The organism is Dyadobacter sp. CY261 (assembly GCF_021440085.1).
GTDB lineage: Bacteria > Bacteroidota > Bacteroidia > Cytophagales > Spirosomataceae > Dyadobacter.
Map to the genome: position 1 here is coordinate 156,414 of NZ_JAKCPW010000009.1, position 13,863 is coordinate 170,276.

The following is a 13,863-nucleotide window of genomic DNA, read 5'->3' on the forward strand; positions in this document are numbered from 1 at the left end:
TGCGAAAGCTGCACCCTATAAAAATGCCACGCAAATGGGCGTTTTCACAGCAATGCTCTCATGCTTGAACGTGAACTTGCCCGTTGCGGCATCCACATCGTAGACCACCAGGTTGTCCGAGGACTGATTGGCGACGATCATGTATTTTCCGGTAGGATCAATGTTGAAATCACGAGGGGTGGCGATGGATTTGGTTTGCTGGTCGACCATTTCCAGTTCGCCGTTCCCGAGGATCTTGAATGCGCTGATCGAATTATGCCCGCGGTTTGAAACGTAGACAAACTTTCCGTTGGGATGCAGATGGATCGCGGCACTTGTATTAGTAGGCCCAGAGTAATCGGCGGGGATCGTCGGGTACGTTTTAATGGCCTTAATGACACCCTTTTTGCCGATCAAACAGGCCGTCACCGTAGCATCGAGCTCGTTGAGCAGAAACAATCGCTTCCCCGACGGATGAATGACCAAATGGCGCGGCCCGGCGCCGGCTTTGCCTGAGAAAAACGGCTGCGCCTTATTCGGCTCAAGTTTGCCGGAATTTACATCGACCGAGTAGTTCATTACTTTATCACTTCCCAGGTCCGTCACGTACACATACTGACCGTCGGGACTGGCTGTCGCAAAATGCGCGTGTGCCTTTTCCTGACGCTTTGCGTTAGGACCTGTGCCAGTATACTGCTCTTTATAAACCGGCGCACTCAATTTGCCTCCATCCACGATATTATACGCCGAAAAGCTGCCTCCGCCATAATTCGAAACAAAAGCCATTTTCCCAGTCGAGTGCACAGAAACGTGGCATGGCCCTGTGCCTTCGGAAGGCTCGCTATTCAGGAATTTAAGTTTTCGATCGGATCCGATGGCGTAAGCAGAAACCTTGTTGTCAGATGAAATTGCGTACAGGTTCTGTTTGTTAGGCGAAATGGCAACATATCCCGGCCCTACCGACCGGTTGATCGTGTCGATCATTGTAATCTGGCCCGAAACGAGATTCAGTTCACAGCGGGTAATCGAGGAATTAGCCGCCTTGTCCTGCGTGCCCACGTAGAAAGTAATGCTACGGTCCTGGGCCAAAGCTTGCAACCCGACTGAAACCAATATAATGGATAAGAGCAGTTTTCTCATATGTAAGTTTGGAATGGAACGTGTGAATGCAAGGTAAAGAGCCGGCAAAGGTATTTTTAATGTATGTGCAGCGGCTTTTCCTTGAATCTTGCAAACCACAGCCAGAATTGTGTAACGGCTCCAGCATGCTGGGATTTTATCTTTGCATACTAATTTGAAAGATGATGGAAACTGTCACTGATACAAAAAATATAATACTTCCGGTCACTGGTATGTCGTGTGCGGCATGCGCAGTGAGCGTGGAATCGATGCTCGGCCACACTAAAGGCGTCGTGAATGCAGGCGTCAACTACGCCAACCAGTCGGTATCCGTCACTTACGACCCCGACCTTGTAGACCTTCCCGAAATGGACCGCGTGCTGCAAAGTATCGGCTACGGGCTCATTATTGAAGAAAATGAGGAAGACGCGATCGCCGAACAGGAAAAAATCCAGCTCGAACATTACCAACAACTGAAAAACAAGGCTATTTACACCGGAATATTGACGGTACCGGTCGTAATATTGGGTATGTTCCTGATGGATTGGGCCTATGCCAATTACATCATGTTCGCGCTCACAATCCCGGTTCTGTTTGTTTTGGGGAAGGATTTCTTTGTCAATGCATGGAAGCAAGCCAGCCATCGCAAAGCTAATATGGATACGCTGGTGGCGCTTAGTACCGGGGTCGCATTTCTTTTCAGCACATTCAACACATTTTATCCGCAATTCTGGCATGAGCGGGGCTTGCATCCACATGTCTACTTCGAAGCTTCGGCTGTTATTATCTTTTTTATTTTGCTGGGCAAACTGTTGGAAGAACGCGCCAAGTCGAACACCTCGGATGCATTGAAAAAACTGATCGGCCTGCAACCTAAAATTGTAAGAGTATATCGCGAAGGCAATGAAATGGAAATTCCGGTGCGCGAAGTGCGGTTAGGCGATGAGGTGATCATCCGCTCAGGTGAAAAAATTCCCGTAGATGGAAAAGTGGTAAGCGGCAGCTCTTTTGTGGACGAAAGTCTGATGACCGGCGAGCCGCTTCCCGCAGAGAAAAAAGCAGGGGACAATGTGTTTGCCGGAACGATCAATCAGACCGGCAGCTTTACATTCACCGCTGAAAAGGTGGGTAAACAAACCGTGCTGGCTCAAATCATCAAAACCGTGCAGGCAGCGCAGGGCAGCAAAGCCCCGGTACAACGGCTTGCCGACCAGATCGCCGGGATCTTTGTTCCGGTCGTGATCGGTATCGCTATCCTGACATTTGCAACCTGGATCGTATTGGGCTCCGAAAATGCTTTTACACATGCCATGCTCACGGCAGTATCCGTACTCGTGATCGCCTGTCCATGTGCACTGGGACTGGCTACGCCCACGGCCATGATGGTAGGTGTAGGAAAAGGGGCTGAAAACAACATTCTGATCCGCGATGCCGAAAGCCTCGAAAAAGCCTACAAAGTGGATGTCGTTATCCTCGACAAAACCGGTACGCTTACCGAAGGCCGTCCGGAAGTAACCGACTGGAAATGGGTAACGTCCCTTGAAAATGTGAGCAACCATTTAGCGGCCATAAAGGCCCTCGAAGCGCGTTCGGAGCATCCGTTGGCTGCTGCTATCGTTCAGTTTATTGTAGATGATAGCAAAGCCGAAGTTTCGGAATTCAAATCATTAACGGGAAGCGGCATAAGAGGCCTTGTCGATGGCAACGAGTACATCGTCGGGACATTTAAATTCCTTGAAAATGAAGGCATCCAAATCGCAGATGAAATGCAGCCTGCCTACGACGTCCTCACTACACAGGCCAAAACCGTTATCGGCATTTCCATCAACGGCCAGCACGCAGGGCTTGTGGCCATTGCCGACCAGTTGAAACCGACGTCCCGAGAGGCCGTCGAAAAATTGCGCGAGCGAGGCATTGAAGTACATATGCTCACTGGTGACAATGCCCAAACCGCCGCGGCCGTTGCGTCGCAAGTTGGGATCGACAGCTACCAGGCGGAGGTGAAACCAGACGACAAAATGCAGTTTGTCAAAAATCTCCAAGCCGCAGGCAAAACCGTAGCGATGGTCGGCGACGGCATCAACGATTCCCAGGCGCTCGCCCAGGCGGATGTGAGCGTAGCCATGGGCAAAGGTTCCGACATTGCCATGGATGTCGCGAAAATGACATTAATTACTTCCGATCTTCTTGCTTTACCCAAAGCATTGAACCTATCGCACAAAACCGTGATGACCATCAAGCAAAACCTGTTCTGGGCATTCATTTACAACATGATCGGCATCCCCATCGCCGCCGGTGTGCTCTATCCCATCAATGGATTCCTCCTTGATCCGATGATCGCAGGTGCTGCGATGGCACTGAGTTCGGTTTCGGTGGTGATGAATAGTTTGAGGTTGAAGCGTGCGCGGTTGTAAAAGCTAATCTAGTTCTTCTGATTAATTAGGCTCACTACTACCCTTACCATTATTTCCTTTTCGGACGTGTTACTTTCCGCGATCATCAACGTGAGTGCTACCAATGCGTTATCTGCAAGCCGTTTGGAACCATCAGATCTGTAGAGAATACCGTTCCGTTCCATGAACCAAACAAACATTAATGCCGCTATCCGCTTGTTACCATCCGTAAACGAGTGGTTCTTGATGATAAAGTAGAGTAACTGAGCAGCCTTTTCTTCAACGCTGGGATAGAGTTCAATTCCATCAAATGTCTGGTAAATCGTATTAATGGAACTTTTAAAGGATTCATCCTTTTCATTTCCGAAGAACCTGTGTCCGCCAAATTTATCTCGCAAGCCCTGGATTGCTGACATGGCTTCTTCGTAGCTAATTACGAAAAGCTCCTTTTCAGAGACGCCATCAATGGGTAGGGTCTGATGATCGTATCGGTCGAGGATATCAAGGGCATAGGCATAATCCGTAACCACCTGAATAAGCCCGGTAGCTTCACCAGCGGTCAGTTCTTTATTTTGGATGACGTTCGCGAGCAACGCAACGGTTTTCTTCAAACTTTGCAGCTGATTTAATTTCAATTTTTCCTGCGTCGCAAAGCCTTTGATCAGGTACTCTTTCAAAATTCGGTTAGCCCAAATCCTGAACTTAGTGCCCTGTGCCGACTTGACACGATAACCCACTGAAATGACTGTATCGAGGCTAAAAATCGCGGTTGGTTTCACGGATTGCCAATTGTGCATTTTTTGCACATTTGTATTTGCGTCCAATTCTCCCTCTTTGAACACATTGGAAATGTGTTTTGAAATCACCGACCTTTCCTTGCCAAACAGTTCCGCCATTTGCGCCTGCGTGAGCCAGACAGTGTCATTTTGAAGTTGTACTTGAATCGTCATTTTGCCTTCTTCCGATTCATAAAGAAAAATTTCGCCACGTGGTGAGGATATTGCTGCGTCCATGGGTGCTTTTGGGTTTAAGTTCCACCCGTTGATACGCTACAATTTCGAGTTGGTCACGGCTTGTAGAATCCGCCATCTCCCAAAAACTCTGTAACACCTCCCCACAATTCTGTAACATTTGCCCGGCAACAACAACCGATATTTGTAAAACAATTAACACATAACACCGGGCGACTGCCCCTGATTAGTAATCATGGAAACTTTGCAATTCAAAACCAATATCAAATGCGGCGGATGTGTCGCTACTGTCACTCCCTTTCTGAATGCTGATGAAAATGTTGAAAAATGGTCGGTGGACCTGGAAAGTGCGGATCGCGTGCTAAAAGTTGATACAAGCCATTCTCCGGAAGAAATCCAGCAACTGATCAAAAAGGCTGGTTACGTAGCAGAAGAAATCGCCTGATAATTAGTACTTTTGGCCCGGAAGCCAGCTTTCGGGCCAAGCCAATTGGTTGAAGTCCATTGCCAAACGCATTCAAATGAAAAACAAACTACATCGATCGATCACCATCCTGATGGCCCTTCTGGTTCTGCTGAGCAGCACCGGATTCGTGCTTACAGAGCGCCATTGCGCGATGATGGCGGGCAAATCGATGCAGTTGGTGGGCCAACCCAAAGACAATTCCTGCAAACCGAAAGTCGTTTCTTCCTGCTGTGCGAAAAGTGCTGCGATGAAAATGGCCAAGGGTACATCCCTCAAAAAAACCGCCTGCTGTAAGGAAAGCCAGAAACTCGAAAAGCTCGACGTCGCTTCGGCGAATTCGCATGTGTTGGCCAAACTACTCAAATCGGTGGCAATGGGTCTTACCTGGACAGTGACCAGCTTCCAGTTTATTCAGGCGGAATGGCTACTACCTTCATCCCCGAATTCTCCCGACGTCTCCTTCTCCTCCCGCTTCCATGGGCGAAGCATGCTCTCATTTATCCAGTCGTTCCTGATTTGATATTATTGAATAACAGTCATTTAATGCAAAACCGCACGAATTGGTCGCGATTTTGATAATGCATCTCTTATTCCAATGAATCCATGAAATCATGAACAAATACCTTTTGGGAGGTTTATTTCTGCTGATATCCTCCTGCATTTACGCACAACGTATAACCGGTTCGGTCAATGAACAGGAACCGCAAACGAAGAGCTTGAAACCCATTACGGGTGCTAACGTATACTGGGCAGGCACTGCTAATGCAACAGCTACCGACGGGAATGGGCGGTTCAGCATTCCGAGATCGGCACAATCGGCACTGCTCGTCGTCAGCTTTGTAGGATTCCAGAACGATACCATTAAAATCGGACAGGAAAGCGAGTTACAAGTGGTTCTGCAAAGCGATCAGACGCTCGAAGAGGTGACGGTACGCGCCGGTAACACGTCCATTGACCGCCTTTCTCCGCATCAAACCGAAATCATTACTACCCGCGCATTGGCCAAAGCAGCCTGCTGTAATCTTTCCGAAAGTTTCGAAACCAATGCCTCTGTATCCGTTTCGTACAGCGACGCCGTGACAGGTTCCAAACAAATTCAGATGCTCGGGTTGAACGGGACTTACATTCAGACGAACGTTGAAAATATTCCCTCCATCCGCGGACTTGCATCGACGTTCGGGCTGAATTTCGTTCCAGGCACCTGGATTCAATCGATCGACGTAGGTAAAGGCGCCGGTTCGGTGGTGAATGGTTACGAATCGATGACGGGGCAGATTAACGTAGAACTACAAAAACCGGATACGCAGGAGAAACTTTACCTGAATACCTACGTCAACAATTTCGGTCGCGGGGAAGTGAACCTGAACCTGGCGCATAAGCTCAGCGACAAATGGAGCACCGGTCTGCTTACACACGGAAGCACATTGCGCAACCGCATCGATAAAAATGGCGACGGCTTCCTCGACCTGCCGCTTTACACCCAATATAATGCCATTAACCGTTGGAAATACCAGGGCGACAAGCTCATGGCGCAGTTCGGCATAAAAGCGTTATATGAAGATCGTCTCGGCGGCCAGAAGGACTTTGAGCGCGAAATGAAAGGCACAACCCAAGCTTACGGCTTTGGTGCGAGGGTGAACCGCTACGAATTTTTCTCCAAAATCGCACGCTTGTTTCCCGACCAGCCTTACAAAGGGCTAGGGCTAATCCTGAATGCGTCTCTGCATGATTCCAAATCCTATTTTGGACTGAATAACTACGACGGAACGCAAAAGACATTATACGGGAACCTCATCTACCAGTCGATCATCGGCAATACCAATCATAACTATAAAGCCGGTGTGAGCTACATACTCGATCATTATGATGAACTATATAAGGACATCCGCCTAAAACGCAATGAATCCGTCCCCGGAGCATTCTTTGAATACACCTACAACCACCTCGACAAATTCGTAATGGTGGCCGGCGGCCGTGTCGATTTCCATAATCTCTACGGCACGCAATGGACGCCCCGCCTTCATTTGAAATACAGCCTTACCGGCCAAACAACCTTGCGGGCTTCCGCAGGACGTGGTTTTAGAGTCGCCAACCCATTGGCTGAATATTATGGCAACCTTGTGAGCTCGCGTAGTGTGATGTTCCGTGAGGCTATTCGTCCCGAAGTTTCGTGGAACTACGGAGCCAGCGTGACGCAGGAATTTAAAATCGGGGAAATGAGCGGTAATTTTATCCTGGATTTCTACCGTACTGATTCTGAAAACCAACTGGTGGCCGATATGGAAGATCCACGCTATATCCGCTTTTATAACCTGGAAGGGACAGCTTATGCGAACAGCTTCCAGGCCGAGGCGAACCTCACGCCCATCAAACGCTTCGACCTGAAACTGGCCTATCGCCTGTTCGATGTAAAGCAGAGTATCCGCAATGTGTATGACGACAATGTGCTGCTACCGAGAATGATGGTGAGCCGCGACAGGGTGCTTTTTAATGCGGGTTATGCATTGCCTTACGACAAATGGAAGTTCGATGCCACGGTGCAATGGAATGGCAAAAAACGCCTTCCCTACATGGGCCACGTCCCCGATCACCACGTGCCGGACAACCTTGGCTCTACGATGGCACCATCGTTTTATAACTTTAATGCACAAATCACGCGTACATTCCCGAAATGGGACATTTACCTGGGCGGCGAAAATCTCGCCAACTTCCGCCAGAAAGACCCGATCATGGGTGCCAGTGAACCTTTCGGGCAGCATTTCGATGCAGGAATGGCTTGGGGGCCGGTGGTAGGACGAATGATTTATGCGGGAATGCGTTATAAGATTATTAGATAGGAGAATGGAGGAAGGAGGAAAGGGCTTAGACTTTTAGATTATGAAATTATATATCAAAAATATGGTTTGTGACCGCTGCAAGCGGGTGGTGCGGGAAGAATTGAACGGGCTGGGCATTGACTTGACTTTCGTGGAATTGGGCGAGGTGGAGACGGTGGCGGAAGTAGATGCCGATAAATTGACGGAAGTCAAAACGGTGCTAGAAGCAAATGGATTTGAGTTGCTGGATGACCGTCGGCTGGCGATGGTGGAGCATATTAAAACACTCGTGATCGACGAGGTGCAGAATCTGAAAGGGAATAAACCGGCGCAGATGAATTTCTCGGACTATTTGTCGGAGAAGATCGGTTATGAGTATTCTTACTTAAGCAACCTTTTCTCTTCCGAAACCGGACAGACGATTGAGCAATATATCATTGCCCAGAAAGTGGAGAAAGTGAAAGAATGGCTTTCTTACAACGAACTGACATTAAGCGAAATCGCATGGCGGCTTTCTTACAGCAGCACGGCGCATTTGAGCAACCAGTTCAAAAAAGTGACCGGTATGACGCCCGGCGAATTTAAAAAAGGTGCATTACAGCGGACCGCACTCGACCAGGTCGGTCATTTGCATTAGTCATTAAATTAATATAAATAATACATTATCAGGAATTTACTAAACTTCAACTGTATGAACAAAGTCATTATTGCTTCCCTGCTTTTCCTTTCCGTGGCCTGTACCGGAAACAAATCCGAAAAAGAAGCGGAGACGACCGAAACGCATGCCGTGAGCGATAAGAAGTATGCTTGTCCTATGAAATGCGAAGGCGAAAAAACTTACGCAGAAGCGGGCAAATGCCCGGTTTGCAAAATGGAATTGGAAGAAGTAGCGCTGGTCGAAACGGATTCACCAGCTCATTAACAATGATCTTAATCTGATAACATCATGAAAACAACGATTTTAAGTTTCGTAACCGTCCTGCTCCTGGGGCTCAACATCGCCCTTGCTGACGGCAGCAAAGAGGTAAAGATCAAAACCTCGGCCATTTGCGAAATGTGTAAAGCGCGCATCGAACGCAACCTCGGGCTTTCGAAAGGGGTGAAAGAGTCCAATCTCGATCTATCCAACAAAGTGGTAACCGTGAAATACAATCCGGAAAAAACCACGCCGGAAGCCATTAAAGCGACGATTATCAATATCGGCTACGATGCTGACGAGCTGCCTGCCAGCCAGAAAGCGCACGACAAACTCCCTAGCTGCTGCCGCAAAACCGCCGCGGCGCATTAGTCAGGAAATCACATCATCATGCTTCTCAACAAACTTATTTTGATGACAGCCACCATTCCGGTGGCCGTCGTCAGCCCCGCATTTGCCCAGCACGAGCACCACGAGCCTGCGAAAGACACTGTTAGCCACGAAATGCATGACATGAAAAGCATGGATCATGCTAAAATGGGCCACAATGGCCCGGCGCACATGACCCACAGTTTTTCATTGAGCCTGCCGATGACACGCAACGGATCCGGTACAGGCTGGCAACCGGATGCTACGCCTATGTACGCCTACATGAAGCACGGCAGCAAATGGAATTACATGCTGCATGGAAGCATTTACCTGCGCTACACAAGCCAAAACTTCAATAACGACGGCAAAAAAGGCTCCAATTCTAAATTCAGCGTACCCAACTGGTTTATGGGAATGGCGCAACGGCAAGTCGGGAAAAATGGCTTGCTCAACCTCCGTGCAATGGTTTCGCTCGACCGGATTTTGGATGGCGGCGCAGGTTATCCGCTCCTTTTCCAATCGGGCGAGAGCTGGAAAGGCCAGCCGCTGATCGACCGCCAGCATCCGCATGACCTTTTCTCTGAACTTTCGATAGGTTATACACAACGGATCAATGAGAAAGTCGACCTGACAATATATGCCGGATACCCCGGCGAACCTGCGCTGGGCCCTACCGCATTTATGCATCGGATGTCGGCATTCAACAATCCCGATGCCGTGCTCGGGCACCACTGGCAGGACGCTACCCATATTACATTTGGCGTGGTCACGGCTGGCGTTCGTTATGGCAAATTCAAATTGGAGGGCTCGTCATTCACCGGCCGCGAACCCGATGAAAACAGGTTTGATTTTGATAAACCCCGCTTCGATTCTTACAGCTACCGGCTGCTCTTTAACCCGTCGGCCAACTGGGCATTACAGGTGTCGAGAGGTTTTATCAAAAGCCCCGAGCCCCGAGAACCCGATGAAGACGTGAACCGTACCACGGCCTCCGTGCAGCATTCGGGTAATTTAGGTGGAAAAAATAGATGGGTATCTTCGACGATCGCCTGGGGACTAAACGACGCCGGTAAGCATCACAAGGAAAACTCGGCGCTGGCAGAAACCAACCTGCAATTCGATAAATGGGCATTTTATGGCCGGTATGAATGGGTCCAGAAAAGCTCCGGGGAGTTGGGTTTATCTACTTACGAAGGCGTCCCAATAAAACTACCTGTTTCCATGTTTTCGCTCGGCGCGAATCGTCAGATCGCTTCTTTCGGAAATACGTTATTACAGGCTGGCGGGCAGCTCAGTTTATATAAGGTAAATAGCGACCTCGAAGACCTTTACGGCAAAACGCCGCTATCCGCACAGGTTTATCTTCGTGTTACGCCCGGACTGATGCGTATGTGAGCGCCCTTTTTTAGTAGTTTTAGATTTTAACCCAAACAAAATCATAGCCGTGGCCTGGTACCATACCTATTTCAAAGGACTTCCGCAACGCGCCTGGAAACTGAATCAGGACGAAGAATATACCGATTATGAAGTCGATTTCCTGCGGGACGTACTTGAAATTACATCAGAAAGTAAGGTACTGGATGTGCTCGCAGGCTACGGCAGGCACGCCATCCCGCTCGCGGAAAAGGGCACTGCGTTAACTTGCATCGATATTTCCCAGGAATATTGTGAAGAATTGCAAACCGTCAGCAGCGAACAGCAGCTATCCATCGAAGTGATCTGTGCCGATGTACTGAACTATCAGTTGCCGGCAGCACAGTTCGACGCCGCATACTGCTTTGGAAACAGTTTCAGCTTTTTCCCGCGGACGGAAATGCAGCAATTTATCAATCAGATAGCCGCAGCATTGAAAGCCGGTGCACACGCGGCCATTCACACCGAAAACCTGGCCGAAAGTATTTTTCCGAATTTCCAGACACGCAACTGGATGCCCGTGCAGAACGACATTATTTACCTGGCCGAAAACGATTACCGGGCAGAAGGAGGCTATATCGAAGCAGAACAAACATTTATTTCCGGCTCCGAAAAGGTGAGGCACAATGTCCGCCAGCACATTTACACATTAGGAGAGCTTACTTACATGTTTGAACAAGCTGGTTTGCTCGTAGTCGGCACATTCGGCAACCTTGAAGCGGATCCTTTTATGCTGGGCGACGAACAATTATACCTTGTGGCGCGCAAGCAATGATCAATGTGGAAGGCGCGCCCGGATCAACCCGTAAACCCAGGTTCCTGCAATGGCGCTCAGCAGCGTAACCGCCACCGCCGCATAACCTGCACCAATCTGTGCAAACAATGGCCCGGGGCAAGCTCCGGTAATGGCCCAGCCGATACCAAACAGCACACCGCCGTAAATCTGACCTTTGTCAAAAACTTTATCGGCAATACTGACCTGTTCGCCGGATAATGTTTTGATATTGAACCTCCTGATCAACCAGATAGAGAGCAAACCTACCACCACTGCCGAGCCTATCACGCCGTACATGTGAAACGAATCCAGCCGGAACATTTCCTGAATCCGGAACCAGGAAACGATCTCCGCCTTCACAAAAACGATCCCGAAAACGACGCCTACAAGCAGGTATTTTACGTTTCCGGTAAATCCTTCCGCCTTTTTTTGGCCGTTTGCGCCATCGCAACCGTCCATTTGAATGGCATCCGGCTCGGCAACGTGCTGCCCCGCGAGGCCGCTATTTTGAAATGACTTTTCCATTGTTGAGTTAAATAGAATGATTTGGGATGCTTTTTCCGGTTACTTAACCAGATCCACCAAAAACGGAAGTAACAAATGCGTACTCGCAAAGCCGCCGACCATAAAACTGACCGTCGCTACCAGTGACGGCCATTGTAAGTTGGACAGCCCCATTATTGCGTGTCCCGAAGTACATCCGCCCGCATAACGAGTCCCGAATCCAACGAGAAAACCTCCTAATACGAAGAATATCAATCCCTTTAAGGAAAATACGTTACTGAATGCGAAAATATCATTCGGCATCAGTCCCGAAAAATCTGTGACGCCCAAGGCGGCCAGACTTTGCCGCGTATCATCCGCAACTACAATCGCCTCGGGATTTCCCAAAACAAAATTCCCGACGAAACCTCCAATCACGATTCCCGCTACAAAAAACAGGTTCCAAACTTCCTTCCGCCAGTTGTATTTAAAAAAAGGCAAATTAGCCGGAATTACCGCCGCGCAGATGTGCCTGAACGAAGATGAAATTCCAAAAGACTTATTGCCGAGCAAAAGCAAAATCGGGACTGTTAAGCCGATTAGCGGACCTGCGACGTACCAGGGCCAGGGTTTTCTTAGATATTCGATGATGTCCATTCTAAAATATTAATTATATCGATTTTATATACTAAAATTTCAAACAGGGTGTAGCATAAATAATAAGCTCAGTCAAATAATCATGCCTCTGTCAAAACTGGAACATTCGTTTTGGACACTGCCCCAAAGCCTCCTTCGATGTTTACGACGTCGTCGATGCCACGGGATTTGAGGATCGAGGCGGCGACCATGGAGCGGTAACCTCCGGCGCAATGAATGTATAGCTTTTTGTCCTTTGGAAATTCAGGCATAAGGTCATTAATGTAGTCCAGCGGCAGGTTTCGCGCTCCTTCAATGTGACCGGAAGCAAATTCATCCGGCTTCCTCACATCAATTACTTCCAAACCATCGGACTCGAAACGGTCCGCGAACTGCCGGGCATCAACAGATTCTACCATATCGATTTCCTTCCCTGCCTCTTTCCAGGCTTCAAAACCGCCATTTAAATAGCCGATCGTATAGTCGTACCCAACTCTTGCAAGTCTTGTAACTACTTCCTCTTCTTTACCTGGCTCTGTTACGATCAAAAGCAACTGCTTCAAATCAGGTATCAATGCACCTACCCAGGGAGCGAAACTGCCGTCGATGCCGATATTGATGCAATTGGGTATAAAACCCTGAGCAAATAGCTCCGGCTTGCGCGTATCGAGGATCAATGCCCCGGTGTTATTGGCTTTTGCTTCAAATGCCTCCGGCGATAATGCCTCATCACCGCGTTCGAGCACGTCGTCGATGCTTTCATAACCGTCGCGGTTCATTTTAACGTTTCCCGGGAAGTATTGCGGCGGCTCGGGGAGGCCTGCTGTAACCTCCTGGATAAACTCTTCCTTTGTCATATCCGCACGCAACGCATAGTTGAAAAGTTTCTGATTACCCAGCGTGTCGGAGGTTTCCTTGCTCATGTTCTTACCACAGGCAGAACCAGCCCCGTGTGCGGGATACACGATCACGTCATCGGGTAACGGCATAATCTTCGAACGCAAACTGTCGTAAAGGATACCCGCAAGGTCTTCCATCGTCAGATCACCCTTCTGCGCCAGGTCTGGACGACCGACATCACCTATAAACAAGGTATCGCCACTAAACAATGCGACGGGTTTAGCCGACATATCGAGCAGCAGATAACTTGTCGATTCCAATGTGTGCCCCGGTGTATGCAATGCGCGAATAGTAACATCGCCAAGTTTGAAATCCTCACCATCTTCGGCAATATATGCTTTGAAACCGGTTTGAGCACCAGGGCCGTACACGATCTCCGCTCCGGTTTTTTCTGCAAGGTCGATGTGACCAGAAACAAAGTCCGCATGAAAATGCGTCTCAAATACATACTTGATCCGGGCTCCGACCTTCTCTGCTTTCTGAATGTAGGGAACCACCTCACGCAAAGGGTCTATGACGGCGGCTTCACCGTTTGAAACAATAAAATAAGCGCCCTGCGCAAGGCATCCGGTATATATCTGTTCTATTTTCATGCGGATTGTGGGTGAAATATGTAATGGTTAACCA

The 13,863-nt window shown here is 48.8% G+C and carries 14 protein-coding genes; 9 read left to right on the forward strand and 5 right to left on the reverse strand.

Annotation, left to right across the window (positions count from 1 at the left end; genetic code table 11):
* Positions 1 to 15 precede the first annotated feature (15 nt).
* Positions 16 to 1,119 carry a lactonase family protein gene (locus tag LZD49_RS24090; RefSeq protein WP_234670242.1) on the reverse strand — a complete coding sequence of 368 codons (1,104 nt, stop codon included), beginning with the start codon at positions 1,117 to 1,119 and terminating at the stop codon, positions 16 to 18.
* 164 nt (positions 1,120 to 1,283) lie between these two features.
* On the opposite strand from LZD49_RS24090, the gene LZD49_RS24095 reads away from it, so the two are divergent.
* Complete coding sequence (locus LZD49_RS24095; RefSeq protein WP_234670390.1) at positions 1,284 to 3,512, forward strand: cation-translocating P-type ATPase; 2,229 nt, start codon at positions 1,284 to 1,286, stop codon at positions 3,510 to 3,512.
* Positions 3,513 to 3,520: 8 nt separating this feature from the next.
* Here LZD49_RS24095 and rhuM read toward each other — a convergent pair whose 3' ends face one another.
* Entirely contained in the window at positions 3,521 to 4,504 is a 984-nt protein-coding gene (rhuM, locus tag LZD49_RS24100) for a virulence protein RhuM/Fic/DOC family protein (protein WP_234670243.1), read from the reverse strand.
* A 193-nt stretch (positions 4,505 to 4,697) separates the two neighbouring features.
* Here rhuM and LZD49_RS24105 point away from each other — a divergent pair, with 193 nt between their 5' ends.
* The 8 genes from LZD49_RS24105 (at position 4,698) to LZD49_RS24140 (ending at position 11,217) form a co-directional block, all read left to right on the forward strand.
* Positions 4,698 to 4,907 carry a heavy-metal-associated domain-containing protein gene (locus LZD49_RS24105; protein WP_234670244.1) on the forward strand — a complete coding sequence of 70 codons (210 nt, stop codon included), beginning with the start codon at positions 4,698 to 4,700 and terminating at the stop codon, positions 4,905 to 4,907.
* Between the two features lie 76 nt (positions 4,908 to 4,983).
* Positions 4,984 to 5,448, forward strand: a complete 465-nt coding sequence (locus tag LZD49_RS24110; RefSeq protein WP_234670245.1) for a hypothetical protein — start codon at positions 4,984 to 4,986, stop codon at positions 5,446 to 5,448.
* A gap of 91 nt (positions 5,449 to 5,539) precedes the next feature.
* A complete protein-coding gene (locus tag LZD49_RS24115; RefSeq protein ID WP_234670246.1) occupies positions 5,540 to 7,765 on the forward strand; it encodes a TonB-dependent receptor in 2,226 nt (741 codons plus the stop codon).
* Between the two features lie 40 nt (positions 7,766 to 7,805).
* Positions 7,806 to 8,381 (forward strand): AraC family transcriptional regulator, encoded by a 576-nt coding sequence (locus LZD49_RS24120; RefSeq protein WP_234670247.1) that lies wholly within the window; start codon positions 7,806 to 7,808, stop codon positions 8,379 to 8,381.
* A gap of 54 nt (positions 8,382 to 8,435) precedes the next feature.
* Positions 8,436 to 8,666, forward strand: a complete 231-nt coding sequence (locus tag LZD49_RS24125; protein WP_234670248.1) for a heavy metal-binding domain-containing protein — start codon at positions 8,436 to 8,438, stop codon at positions 8,664 to 8,666.
* Between the two features lie 24 nt (positions 8,667 to 8,690).
* Positions 8,691 to 9,032: a heavy-metal-associated domain-containing protein gene (locus LZD49_RS24130; protein ID WP_234670249.1), complete on the forward strand. Its 342-nt coding sequence runs from the start codon at positions 8,691 to 8,693 to the stop codon at positions 9,030 to 9,032.
* Between the two features lie 18 nt (positions 9,033 to 9,050).
* On the forward strand, positions 9,051 to 10,424 hold the full coding sequence (locus tag LZD49_RS24135) for a hypothetical protein (RefSeq protein ID WP_234670250.1): 1,374 nt from the start codon (positions 9,051 to 9,053) through the stop codon (positions 10,422 to 10,424).
* Positions 10,425 to 10,473: 49 nt separating this feature from the next.
* Positions 10,474 to 11,217, forward strand: a complete 744-nt coding sequence (locus tag LZD49_RS24140) for a class I SAM-dependent methyltransferase (RefSeq protein ID WP_234670251.1) — start codon at positions 10,474 to 10,476, stop codon at positions 11,215 to 11,217.
* On the opposite strand, the gene LZD49_RS24145 is transcribed toward LZD49_RS24140, so the two are convergent.
* The 3 genes from LZD49_RS24145 to LZD49_RS24155 all read right to left on the reverse strand — a co-directional run bounded on the left by LZD49_RS24145 (position 11,218) and on the right by LZD49_RS24155 (position 13,829).
* A complete protein-coding gene (locus LZD49_RS24145) occupies positions 11,218 to 11,676 on the reverse strand; it encodes a DUF6691 family protein (RefSeq protein ID WP_234670391.1) in 459 nt (152 codons plus the stop codon).
* A 105-nt stretch (positions 11,677 to 11,781) separates the two neighbouring features.
* On the reverse strand, positions 11,782 to 12,357 hold the full coding sequence (locus LZD49_RS24150; protein ID WP_234670252.1) for a YeeE/YedE family protein: 576 nt from the start codon (positions 12,355 to 12,357) through the stop codon (positions 11,782 to 11,784).
* 80 nt (positions 12,358 to 12,437) lie between these two features.
* On the reverse strand, positions 12,438 to 13,829 hold the full coding sequence (locus LZD49_RS24155; RefSeq protein ID WP_234670253.1) for a rhodanese-like domain-containing protein: 1,392 nt from the start codon (positions 13,827 to 13,829) through the stop codon (positions 12,438 to 12,440).
* Between the last annotated feature and the right edge of the window lie 34 nt (positions 13,830 to 13,863).

Excerpts from the sequence above, each read along its gene's own strand:
- LZD49_RS24145 (WP_234670391.1), bottom strand. The coding sequence starts at position 11,676 with ATGGACGGTTGCGATGGCGCAAACGGCCAAAAAAAGGCGGAAGGATTT.
- LZD49_RS24090 (WP_234670242.1), bottom strand. The coding sequence starts at position 1,119 with ATGAGAAAACTGCTCTTATCCATTATATTGGTTTCAGTCGGGTTGCAA.
- rhuM (WP_234670243.1), bottom strand. The coding sequence starts at position 4,504 with ATGGACGCAGCAATATCCTCACCACGTGGCGAAATTTTTCTTTATGAA.
- LZD49_RS24115 (WP_234670246.1), top strand. The coding sequence starts at position 5,540 with ATGAACAAATACCTTTTGGGAGGTTTATTTCTGCTGATATCCTCCTGC.
- LZD49_RS24105 (WP_234670244.1), top strand. The coding sequence starts at position 4,698 with ATGGAAACTTTGCAATTCAAAACCAATATCAAATGCGGCGGATGTGTC.
- LZD49_RS24150 (WP_234670252.1), bottom strand. The coding sequence starts at position 12,357 with ATGGACATCATCGAATATCTAAGAAAACCCTGGCCCTGGTACGTCGCA.
- LZD49_RS24155 (WP_234670253.1), bottom strand. The coding sequence starts at position 13,829 with ATGAAAATAGAACAGATATATACCGGATGCCTTGCGCAGGGCGCTTAT.
- LZD49_RS24130 (WP_234670249.1), top strand. The coding sequence starts at position 8,691 with ATGAAAACAACGATTTTAAGTTTCGTAACCGTCCTGCTCCTGGGGCTC.
- LZD49_RS24095 (WP_234670390.1), top strand. The coding sequence starts at position 1,284 with ATGGAAACTGTCACTGATACAAAAAATATAATACTTCCGGTCACTGGT.
- LZD49_RS24120 (WP_234670247.1), top strand. The coding sequence starts at position 7,806 with ATGAAATTATATATCAAAAATATGGTTTGTGACCGCTGCAAGCGGGTG.
- LZD49_RS24125 (WP_234670248.1), top strand. The coding sequence starts at position 8,436 with ATGAACAAAGTCATTATTGCTTCCCTGCTTTTCCTTTCCGTGGCCTGT.
- LZD49_RS24110 (WP_234670245.1), top strand. The coding sequence starts at position 4,984 with ATGAAAAACAAACTACATCGATCGATCACCATCCTGATGGCCCTTCTG.
- LZD49_RS24135 (WP_234670250.1), top strand. The coding sequence starts at position 9,051 with ATGCTTCTCAACAAACTTATTTTGATGACAGCCACCATTCCGGTGGCC.